Raw genomic sequence first — 25,871 nt, 5'->3', positions numbered from 1 at the left:
ACAGCGTCGCGCTGCGGCCGTGAGGCTGTGGACAGGAACCGCGTCAGCTCACCGGTGGGATCTGCACGATGAACTGCTTCCACGACTTCGAGCCCCGGATGACCAACAGCGCCTGAGTCTCGTCGTCGTTCATCGCATCGAACGACGTGCCCTTGGGGAACGCCCTCATCACCTTCGACTCCAGGTCGACGAGGAACACACGATCGTCGCCACCGTCACTGGTCAACGTGACACCGGTCCATGGCCCGATGGGAACCACATGGTGGGGAACCGGGTAGTTCGACGAGGTCGTCGGGAACGGCTTGAAGCGGGTCGTCCTCCCCGACCTCTCCGTGATGGTGAGCTCCGGGTCCACCACGCCCTCCATCTCGTCGTTGGAAGGGCTGCCCACGCACATGGTCTCGAATGACGCGGTGAACTCTGCTCCGCAGAAGCCTGGGTCCTTCGTACGTGGGCTGACCGGCGCCGGCTTCGTCTCGCCGATCTCGAGGTCGCGGGTGAATGGCTTGTCCTTGACCTCGTACGTCAGGAAGTCCCCCGCGAGCGCCACCCACTTCCCGCCCTTGACCAGCACCCTGGCCGGTGACGAACCGTCGATCGGCACCGAGTACACCGCGGCGTTCCCCCGGTCCCTCTTCCGGCAGCAGGCGAACCTGCTGAAGTACGCAGTTCCTCCTCTGACAACGAGATCAGCGCCGCCGTTCATCACGCCCTTGGGGTCGTCCGCACTGAACAGCTGCACCACCTTCTTGCTGCGCCGGTCGTACGAGTGGATCGCGATCCTGGAGCTGCTGGCCGTGGTCTCCGGAGACTCCAGCCACACCACGAAGTCGCCCGAGCTGACGACAGTCCATATCTGCGTGTTCGTCTCGCGCTTGCGGGAGTCCAGGACCGTGAACTCCTTCGTCGCCACGTCATAGAGCACCGGATACGCCTGGTGCGAGAAGCCGCCGATCCCACCGGTTGACGGGTCCTCCGGCAGCGACACGCTCCCCACGAGCTTGCCGTCGGCAGTGAATCCGTCGAACGAGGCCTCTTGCTGCCCGAACCTGTTCGGCAGCTGGGCGACAATCTTGAGGTCCTCACCGAGCGTCATCGTCGTGGCCTTCGAAGGATCGATCGTACGGACGGCGGCCTTGGTCGGCTTCGGCTTCGCCGGCTCGTCGGAGCCGGACGTGCACGCGGCCAGGCAGGCCACCACAACGGCGCCGATGACAAGCTCTCGCACTCGCATGACGCATGGTGACACTGATTCAGCGTGCGTGTCCGCCGATCACGACAGTTCCGTCGACGTCGTCGGCGCGCCGCACCTCAGGGGTCAATCCGCCCTCACGGAACGCGTCGACCGTCAGGGGCGCCTGTGCCACGCTCGTCTCGATCAACATGTGCCCGCCAGGCGCCAGCCATTCCGCGGCGCCGGCAGCGACCCGTCGCTGGATGTCGACGCCGTCCGCTCCCCCGTCGAGCGTCACGTGGGGCTCGTGCTCGCGGGCCTCCGGCGGCATCAGCGCGATGGCATCCGACGGTACGTACGGGGCGTTCACGACGAGCAGGTCGACGCGCCCGCGCAGCGACGCCGGCAGCGTCTCGTACAGGTCTCCTTCGAACACCAGGCCACCGAGCGGCTCAAGGTTGCGACACGCACACCGTACGGCGGCGGGCTCGACGTCCGACGCATACAGCTCGACGCCACCGAGGGCCGCGTGGATCGCAGCTCCGACCGCACCCGTGCCGCAGCACAGGTCGAGCACCACCGCGCCCGTACGCCCGGCGGCGACCGCTTCGCGAACCACCACCTCCGTGCGCCTGCGCGGCACAAAGACCCCGGGTTCGACGACGATCCGCCGACCGCAGAACTCGGCCCAGCCGACGATGACCTCGAGCGGCAGCCCGGCGACGCGCTGCCCGATCATCGACTCGAGCTCGTCGGGCGTGCGCGCCTCCGCAACGAGCAGCGCCGCTTCGTCCTCGGCGAACACGCTGCCGGAGGCGCGGAGCCGGGAGGCGATGTCGCCGACGTCAGGCATCGACCCTGCGGCTCACTGCCACTCGTGGACGCGGGCCGCGAACATGTGGACGTAGCCGCAGCGATCGCAGACCACGCCGTCGGACGACTCGTTGAGGAAGTCGAGGTCGAAGAACGTCATGCCCGTCGTCTGCATCTTGATCTCGCGCTGCAGGAAGCGGTCGTTGCCGCACACCTGGCACACCAGGGGCTTGTCGAAGACCAGCACGCCGCGTCCGTCTTGGCTCATGGCGACATCGTTTCACGAAGCGCGCTCACGCCCTGATCGGGTTCTGTACCTACTGGTATGTATAGACTGCTCACATGAGCTCCCGAGACCTGCTGGTCGAGACCATGAGCGACCTGTTGTGGGAACGCGGCTATGCCGACACGAGCCCCCGTGACGTACGCCAGCGGTCCGGCGTCGGCCAGGGCAGCATGTATCACCACTTCCCCACCAAACGAGATCTCGCGCTCGCCGCCCTCGAGCGCAACGTTGCGGACGCCCTCCCCGCAACGTCCGACCTGGACGGTCCGGGTGACCCGATGGCTCGCATCGAGGCCTACCTGACCCGGCCGCGGCAAGCCCTCAAGGGCTGCAAGGTCGGCCGCATGACCCAGGACCCGCAGGTCCGCGAGGACCCGGTCCTGCTCGCCCCCGTGGCACGCGCGTTCGCCCGGGCGCAGGTCAGCTGGGCGGGCGCGCTCCGCGAGGCGATCGCCACCGGCCAGCTGCCCGACAGCCTCGATCCCGAGCGTCTCGCGCACACCCTCATGGCCGTGATCCAGGGCGGCTACGTGCTCGCGATCGCCCAACAGGACGCGGCTCCCTTCGAGGACGCGTGCGCCGGCGCCCTCGACCTGCTGCGTGCAGCAGCGCCATCGACCCGCAAGACCACGACACCAAGGAGAACGTGACCATGACCGTACGTATCGGCATCAACGGGTTCGGGCGGATCGGCCGCAGCTACCTGCGCGCCGCCCTCGCAAACGACGCAGACATCGAGATCGTCGCCGTCAACGACCTCACCGACGCCCGTACGCTGGCGACCCTGCTGGAGTGGGACTCCGTCTCCGGCCACCTCGACGGCGTCGCGGTCGAGGACGGCGCGATCCTCCTCGGCGACAAGCGCATCACGGTGTTCGCCGAGCCGGATCCGGCCGCGATCTCGTGGGGCGACGTGGGCGCCGACATCGTGATCGAGTCGACCGGCCGCTACACCGACGGCGACACGGCAGCCGCACACCTCAAGGGTGGCGCGAAGAAGGTCATCGTCTCCGCTCCGGCCAAGGGCGACGTCCCGACGTTCGTCCTGGGCGTCAACGACGACACGCTCGACCCCGACACGTACGACGTGTTCTCCAACGGCTCGTGCACGACGAACTCACTGGCACCGTTGGCCAAGGTGCTCAACGACTCGTTCGGCATCGAGTCCGGGCTCATGACGACGATCCACGCCTACACAGGTGACCAGAGGCTGCACGACGCTCCGCACTCGGACCTGCGCCGGGCCCGCGCCGCGGCGCTCTCGATCATCCCGACGTCGTCGGGCGCGGCGAGCACGATCGGCAAGATCATCCCCGAGCTCGACGGGCTCCTCACGGGAGCCTCGCTGCGCGTGCCGGTTCCGGTCGGCTCGATCACCGACTTCACGGTCGTCCTCAAGCAAGCCGCCAGCGTCGACGAGGTCAACGCAGCGTTCCGCGAGGCCGCCGACTCGCAACCGTTACAGCGCTACCTGCAGTACTCGGAGGCTCCCCTTGTGTCTTCGGACATCGTGGGCAACCCGCACTCGTCGATCTTCGACGCGCCGCTGACCGAGGCCGTCGGCAGGCAGGTCAAGGTGCTCGGCTGGTACGACAACGAGTGGGGCTTCTCGAACCGCCTGGTCGAGTTCTCCGAGCGCATCGGCACCGCCGTCAGCTGACCGGGCACCTCATGCCAGTCGTGAGGTCTCCGTCGCTTCGTCGCGGCCCCGCAGGACAAGGCTCTGGTGGTCGACCCAGTGCCTCTGCTCCTCGGGGCTGGCGGCGGACACGCTGGCCGACGACACCAGCACGCGCCCCTCGACGTCCTTCGCCAGCTCGGTGAGGCGCGCAGCCGCGTTGACCGCGTCGCCGATCACGGTGTACTCGAAGCGCGAGCTGTGGCCCACGTTGCCCGCGACCGCCTGCCCCGTCGACACCCCGATGCCGGCGCCGATCTCGGGCATCTCCTCCGCGAGGCGATGCGCGATCACGCGCGCAGACGCCAGCGCTGCCGTGGCGTGGTCGTCGAGGTCGACGGGCGCGCCGAAGATCGCGAGCACGGCATCGCCCATGAACTTGTTGACCAACCCGTTGCGGCGGTCGACCTCCTCGATGACGACCGCGAAGAACCGGTTGAGCATGTCGACGACCTCGCTGGGTGGCCGGTTCTCGGCGTATGTCGTCGAGCCGACGAGGTCGATCATGAGGACCGAGACGATCCGGGTCTCGCCGCCCAGCTCGACGTCGCCCACTGTGGCGGCCTGCGCCACGGACTGACCGACGTGACGGCCGAACAGGTCCCGGATCCGCTCCCGCTCCCGCAGACCCTGCACCATCTCGTTGAACCCCGACTGCAGCAGGCCCAGCTCGGTCCCGTCGTCGACGCGCACCTCGACGTCGAAGTTGCCCTCGCCGACCCTGGTCAACGCCGCCTGGACCGCCTTGATCGGGCCGACGACCGCGCGGGCGTTCAGCACCGTGACGAGCAGACCGAAGACCAGGATCACGACGGCGAGGCCCGCCACCACCCACGACAGGCGCGCCACGCTCGGGTCGTCGATCGTGAGGGCGATGAAGGCAGCAACGACCAGCCCGAGGACCGGTGCACCCGTGCCGAGGCTCCAGAACACGATCATGCGGCGCTGCACGCCGGCACCGAGCCGGTCCGTCGTCGACCGCCCGGCGAGGGCCCGTGCCGCGACCGGCCGCAGCGCGAACTCCGTCACCAGGTACGCGATCGCGCTCACCACCACTCCCGCGATGCCGACGGCGAAGAACGCACTCACGGCGGCGCCCGGCTGGATGACGATCGCGAGGGTGCCGAAGACGATGACGCCGCCGAACCACAGCAGCGACTGGATCAGGGTCAGCCGCAGCGGCAGGCGCAGGGCCGTACGCCGCTCGGCGTCGGTCGGCTCGCGCTCCTCGAGGGCCCAGCGCAGGGCCCGCAACGCGCTCACGGTGACGGTGCTGGCGCCGATCACCACGGCACCGACGACGTACGCCGGGACCGCGATCGCCAACGCCGTCAGATAGGCCGTCGACGGTCCCTCGCCCGGGGTGATGAGGAACGTCAGGCCGAACACGATGCCGGCACCGATGACGTTGGTCAGGATCAGCAGGATCGTCAGCAGGACCTGGACGCGGGCGCGCAGCCGGGTGAACGGCTGCTCCGGCGAACCCACGAGCCAGTCGTTGCCACGCCGGTACACGCTTGCCACGCAGACTCCGTTCGGCTCACGTCGGTGGCGGGCGGAACTGCCGCGACCCCGAGCAAAGACTAGTCGGGGTCACGGCGAATGTGGGCGAAGAGGGACTCGATCCCCTACTGCTCGCTGCGCTCGCAGCGGGGGCCCACCCAAGGGGTTCTCGTGCCGTACCCGAAATTCGCTGTGAACCCCGACCAAAGGACAGTCGGGGTTCACAGCGAATGTGGGCGAAGAGGGACTCGAACCCCCGACCTTCCGGGTGTAAACCGGATGCTCTAACCAGCTGAGCTATTCGCCCTCAGGACCAGCGGAACGATACCGCAAGCGGGCCGCCGAGCCCGCATCCCTCGGCGCCGGCACGTAGAAGAACCGCGGCTGCCAAGGTCTCGGGTCCCTGGCAGCCGCGGCAGGTCAATCAAACCGTACTGACGGGTTCAACCGCAGGTGATTTGGCAAGAATTCAGGAAACTTCGGCCACTGCCGCGAGGGTCTCGGCGAGGTTGCGGCGATCACCGATCCCCACCTGCACCTTCCACCTCAGGATTCCCTCCCGATCGATCACGTACGTACCGCGGTTCGGGGCCCCGGCGTCCTCGTTGAACGTGCCGTACGCCCTGCTGACCTCGCCGTGCGGCCAGAAGTCGCTGAGGACCGGGAACGTCAATCCTTCGGCGTCCGAGAAGGCTCGGTTGGAGAAGAAGTGGTCGCACGAGACCGCCAGCACCTGGGCGCCATGGCCGGCGAATGCGTCGAGGCTGTCGCGGATCTCGCCGAGCTCGCTCGTGCACGTGTTGCTGAAGGCGAACGGGATGAACACCAGCACGACGTTGCTCGAGCCCCGATAGAACGCCAGCGTGACGTCCTCGCCGTGCTGGCTCTTGAGGCTGAAGTCCGGCGCGACAGCTCCGACGTCGACGGTCACGCGGTCTCAGCGTTTGTGTGCCGTCAGACGGGTCGAGGCCCAGTCGTCGGAAGCCGAGGCCGTCGTCGTCGTCGACAGGCCCGCGATCGGGGCCGCCTCCACGACGTCGGCACCGGGCACGTAACCAGGTCGGCCCACCTTGGGGGTGAACAGCCAGACCGAGCCACCCTCGGCGAGATCCTGCAGAGCGTCGACCAGCGCATCGATGAGATCGCCGTCCTTGTCGCGCCACCAGACGATCACACCGTCGACGACGTCACCATGGTCTCCGTCGACCAGATTGTTGCCGGTGACACGCTCGATCTCGACACGGAGCTCCTCGTCGACGTCCTCATCCCAGCCAAGCTCCTGGATGACGGTGTCAGGACCGAAGCCCAACTTGCCCGCGTCCACCGCGATGTCTCCCTACGTTCGTGGAAAACCTACTGAAAAGTAGGTTCGTCAGCACTGTTGCCGCTAACACAGTAGCGAACCCGGGGTGGAATGATGGACACGTCCACAAGACTCTAGGGAGCAACCATGCCGCAATCCGGCCCCGAACGCCCGGCTGTCATTCACGAGGGTCTGCCGACCCAGTTGCCCGACATCGATCCGGACGAGACATCCGAGTGGGTCAGCTCGCTCGACGAGATGATCGAAAGCCGCGGACGCAGCCGTGCCCGCTACGTCATGCTCAAGCTCCTCGAGCGCGCCCGTGAGCAGAACATCGGCGTGCCCGCCCTGCGCAGCACCGACTTCATCAACACGATCCCGCCCGAGCGCGAGCCGTGGTTCCCCGGCAACGAGGCGATCGAGCGACGCATCCGCTCCTACATCCGCTGGAACGCCGCCGTCATGGTGTCGCGCGCCAACCGCCCGGGCCTGGGCGTCGGCGGCCACATCGCGTCCTACCAGTCGGCCGCCAGCCTCTACGAGGTCGGCTTCAACCACTTCTTCCGCGGCAAGAACCACCCCGGCGGCGGTGACCAGATCTACTTCCAGGGTCACGCGGCACCCGGCATCTACGCCCGGTCGTTCCTCGAGGGCGGCCTCAGCGAGACGCAGCTCGACCGCTTCCGCCAGGAGCACTCGCACGGCGAGGGCAACGGCCTGTCGTCCTACCCGCACCCGCGCCTCATGTCGGACTACTGGGAGTTCCCCACGGTCTCGATGGGCCTCGGGGCGATCAACTCGATCTACCAGGCGCGCTTCAACCGCTACCTGCACAACCGCGGCATCAAGGACACGAGCCAGCAGCACGTGTGGACGTTCCTCGGCGACGGCGAGATGGGCGAGCCGGAGTCGCTCGGCGCGATCGGCATCGCCGCGCGAGAGGAGCTCGACAACCTCACGTTCGTCGTCAACTGCAACCTGCAGCAGCTCGACGGCCCCGTGCGCGGCAACGGCAAGATCATCCAGGAGCTCGAGTCCACGTTCCGTGGCGCGGGTTGGAACGTCATCAAGGTCGTCTGGGGCCGCGAGTGGGACGACCTGCTCGCCCGCGACACCGACGGCGTCCTGGTCAACCAGATGAACCGCACGCCCGACGGCGAGTTCCAGACCCTGTCCGTCGAGTCCGGCGCCTACAACCGCGAGAACTTCTTCGGCCCCGACCCGCGCCTGCGCAAGATGGTCGAGCACCTGTCCGACGAGGAGATCGAGCGTCTCCCCCGCGGCGGCCACGACTACCGCAAGGTCTACGCCGCGTTCGACGCCGCCCAGAAGCACACGGGCCAGCCGACGGTCATCCTGGCGCACACCATCAAGGGCTGGCTGCTGGAGTCGTTCGCCGGCCGCAATGCCACGCACCAGATGAAGAAGCTCACCAAGGACGACCTCAAGGGCTTCCGCGACCGCCTCAACATCCCGATCTCCGACGCCCAGATCGACGGCAGCGACATCGCGCCGTTCTACCACCCGGGCGAGGACAGCGAGGAGATGCAGTACATGCGCGCCCGGCGCGAGGCGCTCGGCGGCTCGTTGCCCAAGCGCGTCGTCAACCCGGTCAGCGTCAAGCTGCCCGAGGACAAGATGTTCGACGAGCTCAAGAAGGGCTCGGGCAAGCAGCAGATCGCCACGACGATGGCGTTCGTACGCCTGCTGCGCGACCTCATGAAGGATCCCGAGATCGGCCACCGCATCGTGCCGATCGCGCCCGACGAGTACCGCACGTTCGGCATGGACTCGATGTTCCCGTCGGCCAAGATCTACAACCCGGCCGGCCAGACGTACGAGTCGGTCGACCGCAAGCTGCTGCTCGCCTACAAGGAGTCGGCGCAGGGCCAGCTCCTGCACGAGGGCATCAGCGAGGCCGGCGCCATGGCGTCGGCGATCGCGGCCGGCAGCGCGTACGCCACGCACGGCGAGCCGATGATCCCGGTCTACCTCTTCTACTCGATGTTCGGCTTCCAGCGCACCGCCGACTCGATCTGGGCGATGGCCGACCAGCTGGCCCGCGGTTTCCTGATCGGCGCCACCGCCGGTCGTACGACGCTGACCGGTGAGGGGCTGCAGCACGCCGACGGCCACTCGCCGTTGATCGCCCAGACCAACCCGGCGGTCGTGCACTACGACCCGGCCTACGGCTTCGAGATCAGTCACATCATGAAGTACGGCCTCGAGCGGATGTACGGCTCGACGGAGACGTTCCCCAACGGCGAGGACATCATCTTCTACCTCACCGTCTACAACGAGGCGATCAACCAGCCCGTCGAGCCGGAGGATGTCGACGTCGAGGGAATCCTCAAGGGCGCCTACGTCTACCGCAAGGCGACCGGGGGCGAGGCATCTGCGCGCATCATGGCGTCGGGTGTCTCCGTGCCGTGGGCGCTCAAGGCGCAGGAGATCCTGGCCGCCGACTACGGCGTCGAGGCCGACGTCTGGTCGGTGACGTCGTGGAACGAGCTGGCCCGCGACGCCATCGCCGCCGAGAAGTGGAACCTCAACCACCCGGGCGAGTACAGCCGGATGCCCTACATCACGGTCAAGCTCATGGACACGTCCGCCGTGACGGTCGCGGTCAGCGACTACATGCGTGCGGTGCCCGACCAGATCGCCCGCTGGGTGCCCGGTCCGTGGCAGTCGCTCGGCACGGACGGGTTCGGCTTCGCCGACACGCGCGCCGCTGCCAGGCGTACGTTCCAGGTCGACGCCGAGTCGATCGTCGTGTCGGTCCTGCAGACGCTGGCCCAGCGCGGCACGGTGCGGCCCGAGGTCGTACGTGAGGCGTTCAACCGCTTCCGCATCGACGATCCGACGGCCGTCGCCGACGTCCCGCAGGAGGGCGGCGACGCCTGACCCGGGCCGAGACAAGCCCTCACAAGAAGTCCTCAGGGTCGCCCAATAGGATGGCGACCATGCGTCAACGGCCCTATCATTTCGCAGTCTGCCTCTCGATTGTCGTGGGGCTGGCAGCGATCGTGGCGTCGAAGAAGTACGACGTCCCGTTGCGCGACCCTGATGGATTCCTCGGCCCGGCCTACATCCGACTGCCGGTGATCGGCCTGCTGTTCTTCGCCGCAGGCATCGCTCCCCCGGCGTTCCGCCGCTCGAGGCGTACGTTCACGGGCACGCCCCAGTGGCGCCGCTCGCTCGACTTCAGCTCGCCGCTCACCAGCCGCCTGCTCGACGCCCTCGTCACGACGTTCTTCTGGGGCCTCGTCGCCGGCATCGCGTCGATCGGCTGGACCGCCGCCGACGGCTCGACCGCCGGCCGGCTGTCGGTCGTCGTCGTCGCCCTGGCCGTCGTGGCCGCGTTCGCCGCGCTCGAGCTGCGGAGCCAGACCACGACGGGCATGACGACGATCTCGCGCCTGACCGAGATCGTCGTGCTCGACGAGTCCACCCTGCGCCCGATCTCGTGGCGACGTGCCCTGGCGCGCCAGACGCTCAGGATCGTGCTGCCCCTGCTGGCCGTACGCGCCGTCGCGGACTACGCCCACCCCTACATCGGCGACTGGGCCTGGCTCGGTGTGCTGCTCATCCCGCTGTGGCTCACGACGAACGGCGCCGACCGGCTCGTCGCGGCCCGCCGTTTCGAGGCCAACCGTATGCCGGCCGACGTCGCGCCGCTGCGGGCGCTCGAGACCCGGCCGCGGCTGTTCATGTTCATGGACATCATCCGCGACGAGTGGACCTGGAAGCGCGTCCTCTACATCGTCCTCGGACTCGTCTCGTTCTACATCTGCTACGTCAGCTACCGAAACCTCAAGAGCGACCTGCCGCTGGCCCGCGAAGGCGTGCACTTCGACAAGCAGATGCTCGACATCGACTACTTCCTGTTCTTCAACCACAACCCCGCGCCGGTGCTGCACGACCTGCTCGGCACGGGCTTCGCCGCCCAGGTGCTCTCGGTCATCTACGTGGCCTACCTGCCGTTGATCCCGCTGACGCTCGGCGCGTTCCTCGTGTGGGGCAAGGACCTGTCCCTGGGCGCCTGGTACGCCACGGCGCTGAGCCTCAACTGGGTGCTGGGCGTCATCAGCTACTACATCTTCCCGACGTTCGGCCCCGCATTCGTGCAGCCGTCGATGTTCGCCGACCTGCCCGACACCAGTGCTGCGCAGCTCCAACGCAGCCTGTTCAGGGCCGCCACCAAGTTCTACGAGGACCCGGCGGGCGGCAGCACGTACGGCATCGCCGGCTTCGCCTCGCTGCACGTCTCGGTCGTCGTGTCGGCGGCACTGTTCCTGCGCGCGACCAACCAGCGCAAGGTCGTGCAGCTCATCGGCTGGGTCTACCTCGGGCTCGTCGTGCTCGCGACGATCTACTTCGGCTGGCACTTCATCGCCGACGACATCGCCGGCGCGTTCATCGGCTGGGCCGCGGTGGTGGTCGGGGCGTGGGCCACGGGCAACACCAAACGACAACGCCGCAAGGAGCAGGCCGCGCTCGAGGCTTCTCCAGCGGAGTCACCCAGCCCGGTCGCCTCTAGCTGATCGCCGGCTCGGCGGCCGCCGGCACGCTCTCGAGCGCGTACTGGTCGCCGCGGCGCAGCAGCGCCCGCCAGCGACCGCGGTGGTAGTGCGCGGGCTCGTTGGACGCGATGAACGCCGTCACGAGGTCGCAGAACTCCTCCGGGTGGTCCTTGTGCGGGAAGTGCCCGGCGTCGTTGAGCACGTGAACATCCGAGACCTGCGTCGGCGCGAAGTCGGCGTGCTTGGACGGGATGACCATGTCGTCGCGGCCCCAGACGACCAGCACCGGCATGAGGCGGGCCAGGTAGCTGCGGTCCGTCATCGTGACGAACTGGCCCTTCCAGTTGAGGACGTGGCTCGTCACGCGCTGCACGGCCCTGCGGGTGGCACGGTCAGCCAGTGACTCGTAGATGCGGGCGACCTCGTCGAGGTCGCGCGTCGCGGTGAGCGGCGTACGGGAGAGCGCCCGCATGCCGCCGGCGACGAGAGGTCGCCAGGGGCGGAACGTGGCGGCCGCGAGCGCGGCGCTGCTGCCCGGCACGGTGAGGAACCGGATGAGTGGCGTGACCTCCTTGCCGAGCCCGCCGGTCGACACGAGCACGACGCGTTCGGTGCGGTCGGGGAACTGGTAGGCGAACTGCATCGCGACACCGCCGCCGAAACTGTGGCCCACCACGGTGACCTTGTCGATGCCCAGCACCGTCAGCAGGTCGCGCATGCCGTTGGCGTAGCCGCCGAGCGAGTAGTCGGCGTCAGGCTTGTCGGACTCGCCGTGGCCCAAGAGGTCAGGGGCGATGACGGTGAAGTGCTCCGACAGCGTCGGGATGACGTCGAGCCAGGTCGACGAGTCGCACGCGAGGCCGTGCAGCAGGAGCAGCGCAGGGCCGGAGCCGGAGATGCGGAACGCGCGCCGATAGCCATGCACCACCAGGTACTGGACGTCCTCGACGCTTTCCATCCCGACATCCTAGGGCTGCCCTGTCGGGGGCCTCGGGCTGGCCCTGCGTGGTGTGCGGGATCGTCCAGGCCGCTCGTTAGACTCGACGCGTGCCGTCTCCCTCATCAGTCCATGAACACCTCAAGGACATCCTGGTCCGCGTGGTCGGCTGCCCGGCCGATGCAGTCGTGCCGGACGCCAGCCTCAAGGAGCTCGGCACCGACTCGCTCACGATCGTGGAGCTCGCCGACGAGCTCGGCCGGCGCTTCGACCTCTACCTGTCCGACGACACCGTCGACAGCCTGGTGACCGTGCAGGACGCGATCGACGCGGTCGTCAACCACGACGGTGCGACGGCCCCTGCTCGCAGCGGCCGCGTGCCGACGGCGCTGGAGTCCCCCGCGCCGCCGGTTCGCGACGATGAGGACGTACGCCGTCGCCGGCTCCTCGAGCGCTTGCTGGTCTCGTTCGTGTTGGTCGGCGCCGCCGTGGGCGCGATCCTCGGGTTCGGCGGATCAGCCCTCATCGACGCAACGGGACTCGGTTCCGTCAACCTGGCGCCGATCAACAACCCGACGACAGCCCCCTCGACGACTCCGACAACCACGCCGGCGCCGACCCCGACGCAGACGACCGAGCCGGACTCCGACGAACCGAAGCCGACGATCAAGGTGTCGAAGCCCCAGGTCGCACCCGGCGAGCGGTTCGTCATCGAGGGCAGGTTCCCCGAGCTCGGCGAAGGCGCGGAGCTCCAGGTCCAGGTCAAGGACGAGGGCAGCGACTGGGACGACTTCCCGATCGAGACCACGACCAAGAGTGGCGGGCGCTTCAAGACCGAGCTCTACACGTCCCGCACGGGTGATCGGCAGTTCCGCCTGCTCAACAAGAAGACCGACAAGTCGACACCCGCGGTCACCGTGCAGATCGGCTAGATCACCTGGTGCAGCCAGCGCACGGGAGCCCCGTCGCCGGCGTGCCGGAACGGCTCGAGCTCGGCGTCCCAGGCGGACCCCAGCAGCCCGTCGAGCGCCGAGTCCATGTCGACCTCGCCCAGCGCGACCTTGACCCGGAACGCCTTGATGCGGTCCTCGGGGATCAGGATGTCGCCGTGCAGCCCGGCCATCGCGTGGAAGATGCCCAGCGACGGCGTGTAGGAGTAGCGGGCGCCCTCGGTCGACGCCGTGGGCTCCTCGGTGACCTCGAAGCGGAGCTTGTCCCATCCCCGGAGGGCCGACGCGAGCGCGGCCGCCGTGCCTGCGGGTGCCTGCCATGACAGCTCGGCCCGGTAGGTGCCGGGCTCGGCCATCTGCGGCACCCAGGCCAGGTCGGGAGTGCCGCCGAGCACGCCGGCAGCAGCCCACTCGACGTGCGCGCAGAGCGCAGACGGAGCTGAGTGCACGAAAAGAACACCCCGGGTCGGGGTGGTCGGCGAAGACATATTCATCGGTGCCTCCCTAGTGTCGCCTTCCCCAGCGTCTTGGGTGCACCTGAGACCATTGTGACGCATGTTCTCCCGTACGGACAACATCACAGCCGAAGGGAATGTCGGATGACGACCACTGTGGCGGACAATCCCGCCTCGTCGAGGTTCGAGATCACGGTCGACGGCGAGCTGGCCGGGTTCCTCGACTACCGCAAGGACGGCGACGAGTACGCCCTCCCGCACACCAGGATCTACACGGAGTTCGAGGGCCGCGGCCTGGGCACCGAGCTCGTACGCGGCGCATTGGCCGAGATCGCGGCGCGCGGCGGCACGGCGCTCCCCTACTGCCCGTTCGTGCCCCGCGTGATCCGCGACAACCCCGAGTTCCTCGAGCTCGTGCCCAAGGACCAGCGCGACACCTTCGGGCTCTGACCGAAACGGTTGATCCTGGGGCAACCGGGTAGGTAGTCCCCAATGGACGAAGCACTGCACGACAACATCCGCCGTCTCGCCGAGGCGCTCAAGCCCGGCGACTTCGACGCGACCCTGAACGCGATCACGACAGCGGCCGTCGAGGTCCTGCCGGACGTCGACTACGCCTCGATCACGGTCAAGCACGCCGACGAGTCGATCACCACGGTCGCGCCGACGGCGGACCTCGTCCTCGACCTCGACGGCAAGCAGTACGAGCTCAGGGAGGGCCCCTGCTACGAGGCTGCCGTCGAGACGGCGCACGTCATCTCCCCCGATCTCGCCACCGACGAGCGGTTCCCCCAGTACGGCCCGTACGTCGTCGAAAAGGGCATCCGCGCACAGGCCGGACTGCGACTCTTCGACGCGCCGACCTCGCAGGGTGCGCTCAACATCTACTCCCACCGGCCGGGGGCGTTCGAGGACTTCGCGACCATAGCCGACCTGTTCTCGCACCAAGCGGCCATCGCGATCGGCTACGCGCGGGAGATCGCCGACCTCAACGACGCGCTCCGCACACGGACGACGATCGGCCAGGCCGTCGGCATCATCATGGAGCGCTACGAGCTCAACGACGAGCGCGCGTTCGCGTTCCTGACCCGGCTGTCGCAGCACCGCAACGTCAAGCTGCGGCTCATCGCGGCCGAGATCGTGGACGACGTGGAGCGCCGCCGCAACTGACTCAGTCGACGACGTGCACGTCGATGCCGTTGTCGCGCCACAGGTCGATCACCGCCGGCTTGTCGTCCCACGCCTCCAGCACCGAGAACCCGTCGTCCGCGATCTGCGCGAGGATCTCCTTCTTGATGACCACGTCCTTGCGGTAGTCGCCGACGATCCGCATGTAGAGCGCGTCGTACGGGATGCCGTGCTCGACCAGCCAGTCGAGCGTCAGGTCGCGCCAGATGAACTCGCGGGACGTCACGACGAGGATCGCCCGGCCCTTGTCGCGCTCGGCGCGGGCGGCCTTGACGACCTTGGGCCGCGGTGGGCAGGTCGCCGAGGCAGCGTGGAACGCGTGGAAGTCCTTCTCCTGACCCGAGATGAAGTGCTCGATCGTCGTGGTGTCGCACAGCGTGCCGTCCATGTCGAAGATCACCGCGTCGCGCATGCCTCTGATTGTGGCCCATCGAGTGGCCAGACAGGACTATCGCCTTCACCGATCGGCGGGCGTACCGTCGGATCCGGGGTACAAGCAGAGGAAGAAGTCATGTTGAGCGATCTGGAAATCTATGCCGTCGTCCCCGCTTCGGATCTCGGCCGCGCGCGCGAGTTCTACCGGGACAAGCTGGGGCTCGAGCCAGTCGAGGAGCGACGTGAAGGGCTGATCTATCAAGGTGCGGGCGGCACGAAGTTCCTGCTCTACGAGACGCAGTTCGCCGGCACGGCGCAGAACACCGCCATGAACTGGGCCACCCCGGACCTCGACGCCGAGATGACGGAGCTGCGGGGTCGGGGCGTGGTCTTCGAGGAGTACGACTTCCCGGGCTTCAAGACCGAGAACGGCGTCGTGGCGGACGATGACGGCCGGGCTGCGTGGTTCAAGGACTCCGAGGGCAACATCCTCGCGCTGTCCGAAGGCATGTGACCGGACGATCGTAGGGAGGGCGGGGCTCGAACCCGCGACCCAGGGATTATGAGTCCCCTGCTCTAACCAGCTGAGCTACCTCCCCTTGGGAATGCGGGCTTAGCCTAACCGTATGGAACCCACACCACTCGAGCCTGTCAGCGAGCACTGGGAACGCGCCCTCGTGGTCGTCGCGCACCCGGACGACGTCGAGTTCGGCGCAGCCGCGGCGATCGCGCGCTGGACCGACCAGGGCAAGACCGTCGTCTACTGCATGGTGACCAGCGGCGAGGCGGGCATCGACGGCATCGCGCCCGACGAGTGCCGTGAGATCCGCATCGCCGAGCAGATCGCCTCGGCCAAGATCGTCGGCGTCGACAAGGTGGAGTTCCTGGGCCTCCCCGACGGGGTCGTCGAGTACGGCGTGCCGCTGCGCCGGGCGATCACCGAGGTCGTACGCCGGCACCGTCCGGAGGTCATCATCACCAACAACTTCCGCGAGACGTGGGGCGGCTCGATGCCCAACCAGCCGGACCACATGGCCGTCGGCCGGGCGGCGCTCAACAGCGCGGGCGACGCGGGCAACCGGTGGATCTTCCCCGAGCAGCTCGTCGACGGACTCGAGCCGTGGGGTGGCGTCACGCAGGTCTGGGCCGCTGGATCCCCGGACGGCAAGCACGGCGCGGACACCACCGCGACGTTCGACCGTGGGGTCGAGTCGCTCAGAGCCCACAAGGCGTACATCGACGGTCTGGGCTGGGAGAACTTCGATCCGGCTGAGTTCCTCGAGAGCATGTCCCGGCCGACCGGTTCACGCCTGGGCGTCACGCACGCGACCCCGTTCGAGGTCTTCTCGATGACATTCGGCGAGTGACCTCAGCGTGAGCGCGATCGACGAGCCGCACGGTAGGCGCCTTCGCGCATCGCCGCGGCCCAGTCGTAGTAGGCGAGCCCCGGCAGCTGGTTGAGCACCGGGTCGAACGACGGCGACTCGTCCGTCGTCGCCTCGGTCAGGGTCATCCGGGCGAAGGACTCCCAGGCACCAGAGGGCCGGGCGTACGCGAGGTCGAACGTCAGGCCGTCGCGCGCCACGGGCACGGCCGCGAGGACGACAGGACCTGTCGAGGTGCGGTACGGCAGCAGGGTCGAGTACGCCCGCTGCCCCGGGTGCTGTGCGGGGAAGAGGACGAACCTCGACAGGCGCCCCAGCCCTGTCGTGGCGAAGAGGATGTCGGCGTGCGCGTCGCCGAAGAGTGGCAACCGCAGCGACAGACCGTAGATGTCCGGCAACGCGTTCGGGATCCCGATGGCGCGCGACACGCGTGCGAGACCGATGGAGCTGCCCGGCTCGTCGATCCACGGGACGCCGATCCGGTCCCGGAGTCCTGAAATCTCGATGCTGGCCGTGTGCAGCTCACCGCGTGGGTGCAGAGGCTTGCGCGTGGGCCGGAGGCGCGCCGTGGCAGCGAAGACTCCCTCGAGCGCCTTGCCGGTCAGTGCCGCGGCACCTCGGCCGACCCCTTCGACCTTGGGCTTGATGTCCACACTGGTCGCGTACCCAGCGCCGTCGATCTGACGCGGATCGACAGGTGCCCGGAAACCACGAAACGGCGCCGAGATCGGCGCCGTTCGGGTGATGCTCCCCCACTTGGACTCGAACCAAGAACCCTCCGATTAACAGTCGAATGCTCTGCCAATTGAGCTATGGGGGATCGGCTCCTCTTGCGAAGGAGCACGGTCAACTACTTTAGCAAGCCGCCTCCGGAGTTGTCGCATCGCCTTGGCCTCTACGTTGCGCACCTGAGCGACGGTCAGCCCGAGGCGTTCGGCCACGATCCGCCGGGGCATCGGCACGGCCAGCGGATCGCCCACTCCGAACCGCAGGCGAAGGACCTCGGCCAGCTCGTCGGGCATGCCGTCGAGCAGGTCGAGATCGCCGGATTCGCCCTGCGGTGCCGGTCGGTCCTCGTCGCCGAGGGGTTGCTCGGGACGGTGCTGCACGGTCATCGCGGAGCCGATCCAGTGCCAGGCGTACGTCGCGAGCCGAGCCCCACGGTCAGGATCGAACCGGTCGATCGCGCGGATCAGACCGACGGCACCTGACTGCACGGCGTCGCGCAGCTCCTCGCCGTGGAACCCCCGGAGGCGGGCGCGCATGGCCACGGAGCGCATGCCCGCGGTGATCAGTGCCTCGCGCGCCTTGCGGTCGCCCCGACGCGCGAGCCGGGCCAGCGCCAGCTCCTCGGCAGCGTCCATCGGCGGGAGGGAGAGCAGCTCACGTACGAATCGGTCCATGCCCCCAGCGTCGGACGGCGCGGCGGCGCAGGCAGGTGCCGTCGACGCGCCCTGTGGACCGCCGGACGTACGTGCGTCAGCTGGGGATGTCGCCGCCGAGCGAGCGGTCACGCAACGTGCGGAACTGCTGCTCGAGGGCGATGAGCTCGCCGAACATACGGTTGTAGGACTCGGCCTGCTCGATCGGGTTGGTGCGCTGCAGCTTGGACTTGATCTCGGTGATCCGGCGGCCGCAGGTCAGCATCTGGAGGCGGAGGATCACCGACGCCACGACCGCGGCGGTGTTGCTCTCGCGTGCGCGCATCGGCTCGACCGCGGCCACCGACAGCACGCGTCGAGCGTCCTCGTCCTGGACCGACTCGGCAAGCCTGGGCAGCCAGTTGGAGTCGGGTCCGGTCGGCCAGGTCATGCCCTGGATGTGCTTCCAGAGGTACTTGGACACGAAGTGGGTGAAGTCGTTGTCGTCGAGCTCGTCGGCGTGCTCCCTGGCGAGGTGCGGGTATTGCACGATCGCCTTGAGCGCCTCGCGCTCGTCGGAGAACTGCGGCGCGCCGAAGCTGACCGCCTGGCTGGGCGGCTCGACCGGCGCAGCGGCCTCCCCCGACACCGGCTGGGCGACCTTGGCAGGACCCGCGCTCGTACGCTTGCGGTGCTCGGCCCGGACCTGCTCGATGTCGGTGCCGACCCGCCCGGCGATCTCGCGGAGCAGCTCGTCGACCTTGGACTTGTCGCGGATCGCGGACGCCAGCCCCACGGCCTCGCGGACGGCGTCGACGCGCTGGTCGCCGCGATCGAGGTCGTACTTGCCGAGCATGTTGTCGAGCACGAAGCGATAGAGCGGGATGCGCGAGGCGACGAGCTCGCGCACCGCGGCGTCGCCCTCGGCCAGGCGCAGGTCGCACGGGTCCATGCCGCGCGGCTCGACGGCGACATAGGTCTGGGCGACAAACTGCTGGTCGCCGCTGAACGTCTTGAGCGCCGCGCGCTGCCCGGCCTCGTCGCCGTCGAACGTGAAGATGACCTCGCCGTGGAAGGCCTGGTCGTCGAGCATGAGCCGGCGCATGACGCGCGCGTGGTCCTCGCCGAAGGCCGTGCCACAGGTGGCCACCGCGGTCGTGACCCCGGCTTCGTGGCACGCCATGACGTCGGTGTAGCCCTCGACGATCACGGCCTGGCCCGATGACGAGATCGACCGGCGGGCAAGGTCAAGACCGTAGAGCACCTGGCTCTTCTTGTAGATCGGCGTCTCGGAGGTGTTGAGGTACTTAGCCTCGACCCGGTCGTCGTCGAACATGCGACGGGCGCCGAAGCCGATGATCTCGCCGGTCATCTCGCGGATCGGCCACAGCAGGCGACCTCGGAACCGGTCGTAGAGTCCCCGCGACCCCCGAGCGGCCAGCCCGCCGACCATCAGCTCGTCGTCGGTGAAGCCCTTGGCCTTGAGGTGGGCGACCAGCGCCTCTCCCCCGCGTGGCGCGAACCCCATGCCGAACTTCTCGGCGACGCTCTGGTCGAAGCCGCGGTCCTTGACGAACTGGCGGCCGACCTCGGCGTCGGCGGAGCTCTGCAACGCGGCGGCGTAGAACGCGCCGGCCTCGCGATGGGCCTCGAGGAGTCTCGGCCGCTGCTGCGGATCGCGGCGCGGACCGGTGCTGGCGCCCTCTTCGTAGTGCAGCGTGATGCCGACTTTGACGGCCAAGCGCTCGACGGCCTCGACGAATGTCAGCCCCTCGATCTCCATGAGGAACTTGTAGACGTCGCCCGACGCCCCGCAGCCGAAGCAGTGATAGAAGCCCTGCACCGGTCGTACGTTGAACGACGGCGACTTCTCGTCGTGGAACGGGCAGAGCCCCTTGCGGGAGCCGCCGCCGGCGTTCTTGAGCGTGACGTACTGCTCGACGATCTCGTCGATGCGGGCGCGTTCGCGGACGAGCTGGATGTCGTCGTCCTTGATGCGTCCGGCCATGGGGTGAATGTTAGTCGCCACCACCCACGGCCGAACCGGGTCATGGCACGCGACACATGCGAGCACCCGGACGTACGTCGTGCGGACCCGTCATTTCTCTGACACCGGACGTTGCCAGGAGTAGCGTGACGTGCACTTCTCCTTGACATGGCAAGGGTTTCACCGGGGGCTCATGGAGGTCTCATGGTGACGTATGCACGACGGACGATGTCAGAGGCGCTGGCGCGGGCGAAGCATCTCGACGGCCACCGCAACGAGGTCGGCATGTGCCTGGCCGAGGTCGCCGAGATCTTCGGGCTGACCGGACCGTTCAGGTGGGGTGGCAACGGCAGGGCGTGGGCGATCAACTTCTGGCTCGCCGCGGTCGAGCACGGCAAGGTCGTCAAGACGTCCGACCCCGCCAAGGTCCCCGCAGGGGCAATGCTCTTCCACGCGCCGCGGCCGGGAGCGAAGTCGGTCGGCGGCCGCGCCGGCCACGTCGCGATCAGTGCCGGCGGCGGCAAGGAGTACTCGACCGACCAGCCGCACGACGGTCGCCGCGGCAAGGTCTCGATCCGCTCCGTCGAGAAGGCGTGGGGCAAGAAGCTGCTCGGCTACATCGTCGTGACAGGCGACGGGATCACGCTGACGGACCGACCCGGCTCGATCTCGACGGACCGAATGGACCCGGCGGCGTACTTCCTGGACGCCCGCGGGCCACACGTGACCTGGCTCGGCGAGAGACTCGAGCTGCATCTCGCGGCGTTGGGGATCCCTTCTCCGTACGCGTTGGGTCCCGGACCACACTTCACAGAGGTGGACCGGGCCGCCGTGAAGCTGTTCCAGGAGGCGCAGGGCTGGATCGGCGACAACGCCGACGGGTTCCCCGGCCCCACCACGCTCCTCCGGCTGTCCCGCACTCCGGGCCCCACGCCGATCAGGGCGCTGGCGATGGTGGCCTCCAGCGATCACTTCATGGTCCCGCAGCGCAGCCTCTCGATGAACTGCGCCGGGTACGACCACGTCGGGCGCGGTGCGGCGACGGCTCGGCGGAGGGCCGCCCGTATCGGCGCCAAGATCCTGACCTTCAAACCCACTGTCGTCTGCCTGCAGGAGCTGGAGATCCACAGCGTGAGGGAGATGGACCGGGCGTTGAGGCCCGGTGGTTATCGCCGGATCGCGGGCGGCGGGAAGGGACGCGAGATCTACCTCGGCAAGGGCTGCTCGCAGATCGCCTCGGGGCTGGGGCGGGTCCACACCGAGCTGCACGACGACGACAAGCCGTGGGTGTGGACGGCGTACACGTTCAAGGGCACGCGGTGCCTGGCCGTGTCGTTCCACAACGAGAACCAGGGTCACGCGGTGCAGCGACAACAGCTGGCCGAGGTGCTGCAGAGCGCCCTTGCACTGGCCAACAAGTACAAGGTCCCTTGGGCGAACCTGTTCGTCACCGGCGACGGCAACCTCCCGACGGCCGAGGACGCCGCCGAGGAGCTCAACTGGATCTCGGCGGGCAAGCACGCCCCCAAGCGCACCAACTACGGCCTCCGCACGGCGACGGGCTGGGGACCGAAACGGCTCGGCAAGCCGATCGACGTCGACCTGTTCCGGCACAACGCGGCGGTCGAGGCGTACTCCCAGCTGGTCAACAACACGTTGTCGGACCACTACCTGCACTACGTCGACTTCAAGGCCGTCGGACGCTGAGCCACGCGGTCAATTGAGCAGGCGGAGGGCCCACGTACGCGCGGAGGCGTCCGTGAGGCTGGCGACCTGGTCGATCACGACCCTGCGACGGGCCGCGTCGTCAGCGGCCTGGGCGAAGTCGAGGGCGAACTCCGCCTCGAGCTCCTGACCGTCCGACTTGTCGAGCACCTCGACGAGCGCCAGCAGCAGCTCGCGCTGGCGACTCAAGGGCCCGGCTCGGTCGTCCGAGCGCATGACGTAGTGCGCGGCGATCGACTTCAGCACCGTGATCTCGTCACGCGTGTCATCAGGCACCTCGAGGTCGGCGGCGAAACGTATGAGCGGACCGGCGCCCCACGCCTCGACGGTCGCAAGCTCGGCCTCGTGCGCGAACCGGCCGATCAGCGCGCTCGTGAGGCTCTTGAGGACGGCCCGGGCGGCACGGCTGCCGTCGAACGGCGTGGTCGGCCACTCCGGCATCTCCTGGAGGCGGCCCAGCGCGGCGTCGAGCCGGTCGTCGGAGGCGGTCGGGTCGTACCAGTCCCGTGCGACACCGTGGATCGCCTCGCGGTCGAGCTCACCGGAGCGCAGCACGAACCAGCCCCCGACGACCCCGTCCTCGACGTCGTGCACCGAGTAGGCGATGTCGTCCGCAAGGTCCATGACCTGCGCCTCGATCGGTCGGCGCTTCGCGGGTGCGCCCTCGCGCAGCCACTCGAAGACCGCGACGTCGTCGGCGTACGCGCCGAACTTCCCGCTGGCGTCGGGTGCCTCGCCACGAAGCCACGGATACTTCACGCACGCCGAGAGCGTCGCGCGCGTCAGGTTGAGGCCGACGCTGGAGCCGTCGCCCGCGAACGCCTTGGACTCGAGCCGACTGAGGATGCGCAGCGTCTGGGCGTTGCCCTCGAACCCTCCGCACGACTGTGCCGCCTCGTCGAGGGCCGCCTCACCGTTGTGACCGAAGGGCGGGTGACCGAGGTCGTGCGCCAACGCCGCCGAGTCGACGATGTCGGGATCGCAGCCGAGCGCCTTGCCGAGCTCGCGCGCCACCTGGGCGACCTCGAGCGTGTGGGTCAGCCGGTTGCGTACGAAGTCGTCGAAACCGGCGCCCATGACCTGCGTCTTGGCCGACAGCCTGCGCAACGCGGCCGAGTGCACCACGCGGGCCCGGTCACGCTCGAACGGCGTACGGCCTGAACGCTTGGGCGGCTCGTCGACGAAACGCGCGCGGGCCTCGTCGCCGTAGGGTGCGTCGGTCACGCCGGCGAGATCCGCTTCATCATGTGTGTGCTGGTCGGCGCGTAGCCCGCTGACTCGTAGAGTGCCCTGGCGGTCGTGTTGGGGGCGAACACGTTGAGGCGTACGGAGACGCTGCCGTGCTCGGCGCACCACGACTCCGCTGCCTCGAGCAATGCGCGCCCGAGACCGCGCCCGCGATGCGGCTCGAGGATCTCGATGTCATAGATGTAGGTGCTCTGAACGGGCTGCTTGGGGTCTGTGTAGAGCCAGAGGTTGCCCGCGACCTCTCCGTCGACGACGCCGACGAACAGGTCGTGGCCCGAGGTCGCCCTGCCCTCTGGGAGGCTCTCGGCCTGCTCGGCCTTGGACAGCTCGAGCGCGTGCTCCTCGGGCCAGAGACCGGCTTCGACCTTCTCGCGCGCGTACTCCACGATCAGGCGCTCGTTCCACGCCGCGAAGTACTCGTCAGACATCGGCTGCAAGGTGAGGCTCACGCGGCCCAGCGTAGTCAGAACTTGCCGTTGCGCGGCCTCGGCTGGCACGTCGGGCACCAGTAGGACGAGCGATTCATGAAGGCGTCGCGGCGGATCGGCGTGCCGCAGCGCTGGCACGGCTCGCCCTCCTGCCCGTAGGCCTGCAGGGAGCGCTCGAAGTAGCCGCTGTTGCCGTTGACGTTGACGTAGAGGGTGTCGAACGACGTGCCGCCCTGCGCCAGCGCCTCGAGCATGACCTCGCCGATGTGCACCAGCAGGCCCTCGACCTCGCGGGAGCGCAGGTGCCGGGTGTTGCGGGCGTAGTGCAACGGGGTGCGCCACAAGGACTCGTCGGCGTAGATGTTGCCGACGCCGGAGATCAAGGTCTGGTCGAGGATCGCGCGCTTGACGCCGGTCTCGCGCTTGCGCAGGCGGGTGGCGAACTCACCGGCGTCGAAGAGGGGGTCGAGCGGGTCGCGGGCGATGTGCGCGATCTCGGGCGGCAGCTCGGCACCGTCCTCGCTGAACGACATGCCGCCGAAGATGCGCTGGTCGGCGAACCGCAGCTCACGCCCGTCGTCGAGGGTCAGGGCGATGCGCAGATGGCGGGGCGGCGGAGCATTGGCCTCGGAGATGAGGAACTGGCCACTCATGCCGAGGTGGCACAGGACGGCGTCGCCCTGGTCGAGCTGCATCCAGAGGTACTTGCCGCGCCGTGCGGCGCCGACGACCGTACGACCCTGGAGACGGTCGGTGAAGTCGGTCGGCCCGGGGAGGTGCCGGCGCACCGAGCGGGCGTCGTGCACGACGACGTGGGTGATCGTGCGGCCGACGACGTGCTCGGCGATGCCGAGGCGTACGACCTCGACCTCAGGCAGCTCTGGCACGGATCACAGCCTAGGCGTGATCGGCGACAGAACTCTCGAGCCCGGCACTGATCGCTCGCCAGGCGATCTCGGCGACCATCTGCTCGGCTTCCTTCTTGGAGCGGCCGCTGCCGCCACCGAAGACCCGGTCGCCGACATGCACCTCGGCGGTGAACGACTTGTCGTGATCCGGGCCGGTGCCCTCGAGCACGTAGTGCGGCACACCGAGGTCGTTGTTGGCGGCGATCTCCTGGAGCGACGTCTTCCAGTCGAGCCCGGCGCCGAGCTCGGCGGCCACGGCGATCACCGGGTCGAAGATGCGGTGGATGACCTCGGCGGAGCGTTCGATGCCGAACTGCACGTAGATCGCGCCCAGGAGCGCCTCGACGGTGTCCGACAGGATCGAGGCCTTGTCGCGGCCGCCGGTGGCTTCCTCGCCACGTCCGAGGCGTACGTGGTCGCCGATGCCGAGGGTGCGAGCCACCTCGGCGAGCGCCTTGGCGCTGACGACGGCAGCGCGGAGCTTGGCGAGCTGGCCCTCGGGAAGCTCGGGGTGCTCGGTGAAGAGCGTGTCGGTGACGACGAGCCCCAGCACCGAGTCGCCGAGGAACTCGAGGCGCTCGTTGTTGGGGACGCCACCGTTCTCGTACGCGTACGAGCGATGCGTCAGGGCATGCTGAAGGAGCTCCGCATCCAGGTCCTCCACACCGAGAACCTGCCGGAGCCCATCAGCACTGAATGCTGCAGAGATCAGAGGACCTGGCGACGCTCGCCGCGAGCTCCGTACTGTCCGCACTTGGTGCACGCGTGGTGCGGCTGCACCTTCGAGTCGCACGCAGGGTTCGCGCAGTCGACGATCGCGGTCTTGGTGGTCTTCCACTGTGCACGACGATGGCGCGTGTTGCTGCGCGATGTCTTCCTCTTCGGGACTGCCACGATCTACTCCTTGCTGTCGTCGGACGTGATGTCCGACCCTGTCTGGTCGGCTGGCGGGACCGGTTGCTCCGCCAGCTGGCTCAACGATGCCCACCTCGGGTCGATCGCCTCACCGTGTGTGTGATCTGGATCGTCCGCGAGCCGTGCTCCACATTCGGGGCACAATCCCGGACACTCCGGACCACACAACGGGTTGTGCGGCAGTGCGAGCACCACCGCGTCCCGCAGGACGGTCTCGAGGTCGAGCAGGTCGTCCTCGAGGACAAACTCCTCTTCTTCGGCCTCTTCCGGATCGGAAGGCGCCTCGTAGAGGTACAACTCCTGGAATCCCACCACGACAGCTTCGTCGATCGGGTCCAGGCACCGCACACACTCGCCCACGGCCCGCGCCGAGATGGTGCCTGTTGCCAGAACACCTTCCATGATGGCCTCGAGCCGGAGCTCGATCTCCATCGGGGAATCCTCGGGAACGCTGTAGACGTCGTAACCCATGTCTGCCGGCGCCGGGACCGTCAGGGTGAACGTACGTTCGGCGCCCGGTTTGCGACCCATCTCGTGGGTGTCGAAAACCAATGGTCCCGAAAGCACGGCTTGCCCATCTGTCCAAGTGCACGACAAAACTTCAACCTGCGAACAGGCCGAAGAGAATCGTAACCCGCCGGGCCCAGCCGAGGCCAATCGCCCTTCGGTCGCTGCGCTCCCTCCCGCGGCTCCGCCGCTAGGGACCGCAGTCCGTTTGTCCCTGACGGA

The 25,871-nt window shown here is 68.3% G+C and carries 28 protein-coding genes and 3 tRNA genes; 10 read left to right on the top strand and 21 right to left on the bottom strand.

Annotated elements, in window-relative coordinates; genetic code table 11:
- Positions 1-43: 43 nt before the first annotated feature.
- Genes ASE12_RS00380 through ASE12_RS00370 form a run of 3 tightly spaced genes read right to left on the bottom strand, consistent with a single transcriptional unit; the run spans position 44 to position 2,255 of the window.
- Positions 44-1,228 (bottom strand): hypothetical protein, encoded by a 1,185-nt coding sequence (locus ASE12_RS00380; RefSeq protein WP_157412759.1) that lies wholly within the window; start codon positions 1,226-1,228, stop codon positions 44-46.
- Positions 1,229-1,253: 25 nt separating this feature from the next.
- Positions 1,254-2,027, bottom strand: coding sequence for a putative protein N(5)-glutamine methyltransferase (locus tag ASE12_RS00375; protein WP_056395463.1), 774 nt, complete (start codon positions 2,025-2,027; stop codon positions 1,254-1,256).
- Between the two features lie 12 nt (positions 2,028-2,039).
- Complete coding sequence (locus ASE12_RS00370; RefSeq protein ID WP_056395462.1) at positions 2,040-2,255, bottom strand: zinc ribbon domain-containing protein; 216 nt, start codon at positions 2,253-2,255, stop codon at positions 2,040-2,042.
- Between the two features lie 74 nt (positions 2,256-2,329).
- Between ASE12_RS00370 and ASE12_RS00365 the strand changes: the two genes are divergently transcribed.
- Both ASE12_RS00365 and gap read left to right on the top strand, forming a co-directional pair.
- Positions 2,330-2,923, top strand: a complete 594-nt coding sequence (locus tag ASE12_RS00365; protein WP_056395460.1) for a TetR/AcrR family transcriptional regulator — start codon at positions 2,330-2,332, stop codon at positions 2,921-2,923.
- 2 nt (positions 2,924-2,925) lie between these two features.
- A complete protein-coding gene (gene gap, locus ASE12_RS00360; protein WP_056395458.1) occupies positions 2,926-3,933 on the top strand; it encodes a type I glyceraldehyde-3-phosphate dehydrogenase in 1,008 nt (335 codons plus the stop codon).
- A 9-nt stretch (positions 3,934-3,942) separates the two neighbouring features.
- On the opposite strand, the gene ASE12_RS00355 is transcribed toward gap, so the two are convergent.
- From ASE12_RS00355 to ASE12_RS00340, 4 genes are all read right to left on the bottom strand, one after another.
- The gene (locus ASE12_RS00355) at positions 3,943-5,475 is read right to left on the bottom strand and encodes a mononucleotidyl cyclase (RefSeq protein WP_056395455.1); all 1,533 of its coding nucleotides are present in this window, start codon (positions 5,473-5,475) and stop codon (positions 3,943-3,945) included.
- Between the two features lie 212 nt (positions 5,476-5,687).
- Positions 5,688-5,761 (bottom strand) — tRNA-Val (locus ASE12_RS00350).
- A 162-nt stretch (positions 5,762-5,923) separates the two neighbouring features.
- A complete protein-coding gene (locus ASE12_RS00345) occupies positions 5,924-6,385 on the bottom strand; it encodes a peroxiredoxin (protein ID WP_056395451.1) in 462 nt (153 codons plus the stop codon).
- Between the two features lie 6 nt (positions 6,386-6,391).
- Positions 6,392-6,778 carry a DUF3052 domain-containing protein gene (locus ASE12_RS00340; RefSeq protein WP_056395448.1) on the bottom strand — a complete coding sequence of 129 codons (387 nt, stop codon included), beginning with the start codon at positions 6,776-6,778 and terminating at the stop codon, positions 6,392-6,394.
- Positions 6,779-6,904: 126 nt separating this feature from the next.
- Here ASE12_RS00340 and aceE point away from each other — a divergent pair, with 126 nt between their 5' ends.
- Positions 6,905-9,661 (top strand): pyruvate dehydrogenase (acetyl-transferring), homodimeric type, encoded by a 2,757-nt coding sequence (gene aceE, locus ASE12_RS00335; RefSeq protein ID WP_056395445.1) that lies wholly within the window; start codon positions 6,905-6,907, stop codon positions 9,659-9,661.
- A 59-nt stretch (positions 9,662-9,720) separates the two neighbouring features.
- Positions 9,721-11,301 (top strand): phosphatase PAP2 family protein, encoded by a 1,581-nt coding sequence (locus tag ASE12_RS00330; RefSeq protein ID WP_157412758.1) that lies wholly within the window; start codon positions 9,721-9,723, stop codon positions 11,299-11,301.
- Here ASE12_RS00330 and ASE12_RS00325 read toward each other — a convergent pair.
- Entirely contained in the window at positions 11,294-12,238 is a 945-nt protein-coding gene (locus tag ASE12_RS00325) for an alpha/beta fold hydrolase (RefSeq protein ID WP_056395441.1), read from the bottom strand. The genes ASE12_RS00330 and ASE12_RS00325 overlap by 8 nt on opposite strands.
- 89 nt (positions 12,239-12,327) lie before the next feature.
- Between ASE12_RS00325 and ASE12_RS00320 the strand changes: the two genes are divergently transcribed.
- Positions 12,328-13,149 carry an acyl carrier protein gene (locus ASE12_RS00320; RefSeq protein ID WP_082581994.1) on the top strand — a complete coding sequence of 274 codons (822 nt, stop codon included), beginning with the start codon at positions 12,328-12,330 and terminating at the stop codon, positions 13,147-13,149.
- Here ASE12_RS00320 and ASE12_RS00315 read toward each other — a convergent pair.
- Positions 13,146-13,655, bottom strand: coding sequence for a DUF3145 domain-containing protein (locus ASE12_RS00315; protein WP_056395435.1), 510 nt, complete (start codon positions 13,653-13,655; stop codon positions 13,146-13,148). The genes ASE12_RS00320 and ASE12_RS00315 overlap by 4 nt on opposite strands.
- A 111-nt stretch (positions 13,656-13,766) precedes the next feature.
- Here ASE12_RS00315 and ASE12_RS00310 point away from each other — a divergent pair, with 111 nt between their 5' ends.
- Positions 13,767-14,072: a GNAT family N-acetyltransferase gene (locus tag ASE12_RS00310; RefSeq protein ID WP_056395430.1), complete on the top strand. Its 306-nt coding sequence runs from the start codon at positions 13,767-13,769 to the stop codon at positions 14,070-14,072.
- A gap of 42 nt (positions 14,073-14,114) precedes the next feature.
- Positions 14,115-14,792, top strand: a complete 678-nt coding sequence (locus ASE12_RS00305) for a GAF and ANTAR domain-containing protein (RefSeq protein WP_056395427.1) — start codon at positions 14,115-14,117, stop codon at positions 14,790-14,792.
- A 1-nt stretch (position 14,793) separates the two neighbouring features.
- Here the strand turns inward: ASE12_RS00305 and ASE12_RS00300 are convergent, their stop codons facing one another.
- Complete coding sequence (locus ASE12_RS00300; RefSeq protein WP_056395423.1) at positions 14,794-15,222, bottom strand: HAD family acid phosphatase; 429 nt, start codon at positions 15,220-15,222, stop codon at positions 14,794-14,796.
- A 102-nt stretch (positions 15,223-15,324) separates the two neighbouring features.
- On the opposite strand from ASE12_RS00300, the gene ASE12_RS00295 reads away from it, so the two are divergent.
- Positions 15,325-15,699 (top strand): VOC family protein, encoded by a 375-nt coding sequence (locus ASE12_RS00295; protein WP_200954935.1) that lies wholly within the window; start codon positions 15,325-15,327, stop codon positions 15,697-15,699.
- Between the two features lie 11 nt (positions 15,700-15,710).
- Here ASE12_RS00295 and ASE12_RS00290 read toward each other — a convergent pair.
- Positions 15,711-15,784, bottom strand: a tRNA-Met gene (locus ASE12_RS00290).
- A gap of 27 nt (positions 15,785-15,811) precedes the next feature.
- Between ASE12_RS00290 and ASE12_RS00285 the strand changes: the two genes are divergently transcribed.
- A complete protein-coding gene (locus tag ASE12_RS00285) occupies positions 15,812-16,552 on the top strand; it encodes a PIG-L deacetylase family protein (protein WP_056395416.1) in 741 nt (246 codons plus the stop codon).
- 2 nt (positions 16,553-16,554) lie between these two features.
- Here the strand turns inward: ASE12_RS00285 and ASE12_RS00280 are convergent, their stop codons facing one another.
- From ASE12_RS00280 to dnaG, 4 genes are all read right to left on the bottom strand, one after another.
- Complete coding sequence (locus tag ASE12_RS00280) at positions 16,555-17,223, bottom strand: hypothetical protein (protein ID WP_056395414.1); 669 nt, start codon at positions 17,221-17,223, stop codon at positions 16,555-16,557.
- 94 nt (positions 17,224-17,317) lie between these two features.
- Positions 17,318-17,390, bottom strand: a tRNA-Asn gene (locus ASE12_RS00275).
- A complete protein-coding gene (locus ASE12_RS20745; protein WP_369797237.1) occupies positions 17,353-17,835 on the bottom strand; it encodes a sigma factor in 483 nt (160 codons plus the stop codon). The genes ASE12_RS00275 and ASE12_RS20745 overlap by 38 nt, the downstream gene beginning before the upstream one ends.
- Positions 17,836-18,049: 214 nt before the next feature.
- On the bottom strand, positions 18,050-19,939 hold the full coding sequence (gene dnaG / locus ASE12_RS00265) for a DNA primase (protein WP_056395407.1): 1,890 nt from the start codon (positions 19,937-19,939) through the stop codon (positions 18,050-18,052).
- A 183-nt stretch (positions 19,940-20,122) separates the two neighbouring features.
- Here dnaG and ASE12_RS00260 point away from each other — a divergent pair, with 183 nt between their 5' ends.
- Complete coding sequence (locus ASE12_RS00260) at positions 20,123-21,625, top strand: hypothetical protein (RefSeq protein ID WP_056395404.1); 1,503 nt, start codon at positions 20,123-20,125, stop codon at positions 21,623-21,625.
- A 9-nt stretch (positions 21,626-21,634) separates the two neighbouring features.
- On the opposite strand, the gene ASE12_RS00255 is transcribed toward ASE12_RS00260, so the two are convergent.
- The 6 genes from ASE12_RS00255 to ASE12_RS00230 are packed head-to-tail and all read right to left on the bottom strand — an operon-like array spanning position 21,635 to position 25,673.
- A complete protein-coding gene (locus ASE12_RS00255; protein WP_056395401.1) occupies positions 21,635-22,867 on the bottom strand; it encodes a deoxyguanosinetriphosphate triphosphohydrolase in 1,233 nt (410 codons plus the stop codon).
- Entirely contained in the window at positions 22,864-23,340 is a 477-nt protein-coding gene (locus ASE12_RS00250) for a GNAT family N-acetyltransferase (protein ID WP_056395398.1), read from the bottom strand. The genes ASE12_RS00255 and ASE12_RS00250 overlap by 4 nt, the downstream gene beginning before the upstream one ends.
- Positions 23,341-23,354: 14 nt before the next feature.
- Positions 23,355-24,206, bottom strand: a complete 852-nt coding sequence (gene mutM, locus ASE12_RS00245; protein WP_056395395.1) for a bifunctional DNA-formamidopyrimidine glycosylase/DNA-(apurinic or apyrimidinic site) lyase — start codon at positions 24,204-24,206, stop codon at positions 23,355-23,357.
- Positions 24,207-24,216: 10 nt separating this feature from the next.
- Positions 24,217-24,891, bottom strand: coding sequence for a ribonuclease III (gene rnc, locus ASE12_RS00240; RefSeq protein ID WP_235508807.1), 675 nt, complete (start codon positions 24,889-24,891; stop codon positions 24,217-24,219).
- Positions 24,892-24,935: 44 nt separating this feature from the next.
- Complete coding sequence (rpmF, locus tag ASE12_RS00235; protein ID WP_056213101.1) at positions 24,936-25,121, bottom strand: 50S ribosomal protein L32; 186 nt, start codon at positions 25,119-25,121, stop codon at positions 24,936-24,938.
- Between the two features lie 3 nt (positions 25,122-25,124).
- The gene (locus tag ASE12_RS00230) at positions 25,125-25,673 is read right to left on the bottom strand and encodes a DUF177 domain-containing protein (protein WP_056404415.1); all 549 of its coding nucleotides are present in this window, start codon (positions 25,671-25,673) and stop codon (positions 25,125-25,127) included.
- Positions 25,674-25,871 lie beyond the last annotated feature (198 nt).

It is taken from the genome of Aeromicrobium sp. Root236 (genome assembly GCF_001428805.1).
Classification (GTDB): domain Bacteria; phylum Actinomycetota; class Actinomycetes; order Propionibacteriales; family Nocardioidaceae; genus Aeromicrobium.
The sequence above is the reverse complement of the archived record's forward strand: the minus strand, read 5'-3'. Positions and strand labels throughout refer to the sequence as shown.

Coding starts and splice junctions, on each gene's coding strand:
- ASE12_RS00260 (WP_056395404.1), top strand. CDS start 20,123: ATGGTGACGTATGCACGACGGACGATGTCAGAGGCGCTGGCGCGGGCG.
- ASE12_RS00325 (WP_056395441.1), bottom strand. CDS start 12,238: ATGGAAAGCGTCGAGGACGTCCAGTACCTGGTGGTGCATGGCTATCGG.
- ASE12_RS00370 (WP_056395462.1), bottom strand. CDS start 2,255: ATGAGCCAAGACGGACGCGGCGTGCTGGTCTTCGACAAGCCCCTGGTG.
- gap (WP_056395458.1), top strand. CDS start 2,926: ATGACCGTACGTATCGGCATCAACGGGTTCGGGCGGATCGGCCGCAGC.
- ASE12_RS20745 (WP_369797237.1), bottom strand. CDS start 17,835: ATGCGCGCCCGCCTCCGGGGGTTCCACGGCGAGGAGCTGCGCGACGCC.
- ASE12_RS00310 (WP_056395430.1), top strand. CDS start 13,767: ATGACGACCACTGTGGCGGACAATCCCGCCTCGTCGAGGTTCGAGATC.
- ASE12_RS00365 (WP_056395460.1), top strand. CDS start 2,330: ATGAGCTCCCGAGACCTGCTGGTCGAGACCATGAGCGACCTGTTGTGG.
- ASE12_RS00305 (WP_056395427.1), top strand. CDS start 14,115: ATGGACGAAGCACTGCACGACAACATCCGCCGTCTCGCCGAGGCGCTC.
- aceE (WP_056395445.1), top strand. CDS start 6,905: ATGCCGCAATCCGGCCCCGAACGCCCGGCTGTCATTCACGAGGGTCTG.
- ASE12_RS00230 (WP_056404415.1), bottom strand. CDS start 25,673: ATGGGTCGCAAACCGGGCGCCGAACGTACGTTCACCCTGACGGTCCCG.
- ASE12_RS00300 (WP_056395423.1), bottom strand. CDS start 15,222: ATGCGCGACGCGGTGATCTTCGACATGGACGGCACGCTGTGCGACACC.
- ASE12_RS00315 (WP_056395435.1), bottom strand. CDS start 13,655: ATGTCTTCGCCGACCACCCCGACCCGGGGTGTTCTTTTCGTGCACTCA.
- dnaG (WP_056395407.1), bottom strand. CDS start 19,939: ATGGCCGGACGCATCAAGGACGACGACATCCAGCTCGTCCGCGAACGC.
- ASE12_RS00375 (WP_056395463.1), bottom strand. CDS start 2,027: ATGCCTGACGTCGGCGACATCGCCTCCCGGCTCCGCGCCTCCGGCAGC.
- ASE12_RS00330 (WP_157412758.1), top strand. CDS start 9,721: ATGCGTCAACGGCCCTATCATTTCGCAGTCTGCCTCTCGATTGTCGTG.
- ASE12_RS00285 (WP_056395416.1), top strand. CDS start 15,812: ATGGAACCCACACCACTCGAGCCTGTCAGCGAGCACTGGGAACGCGCC.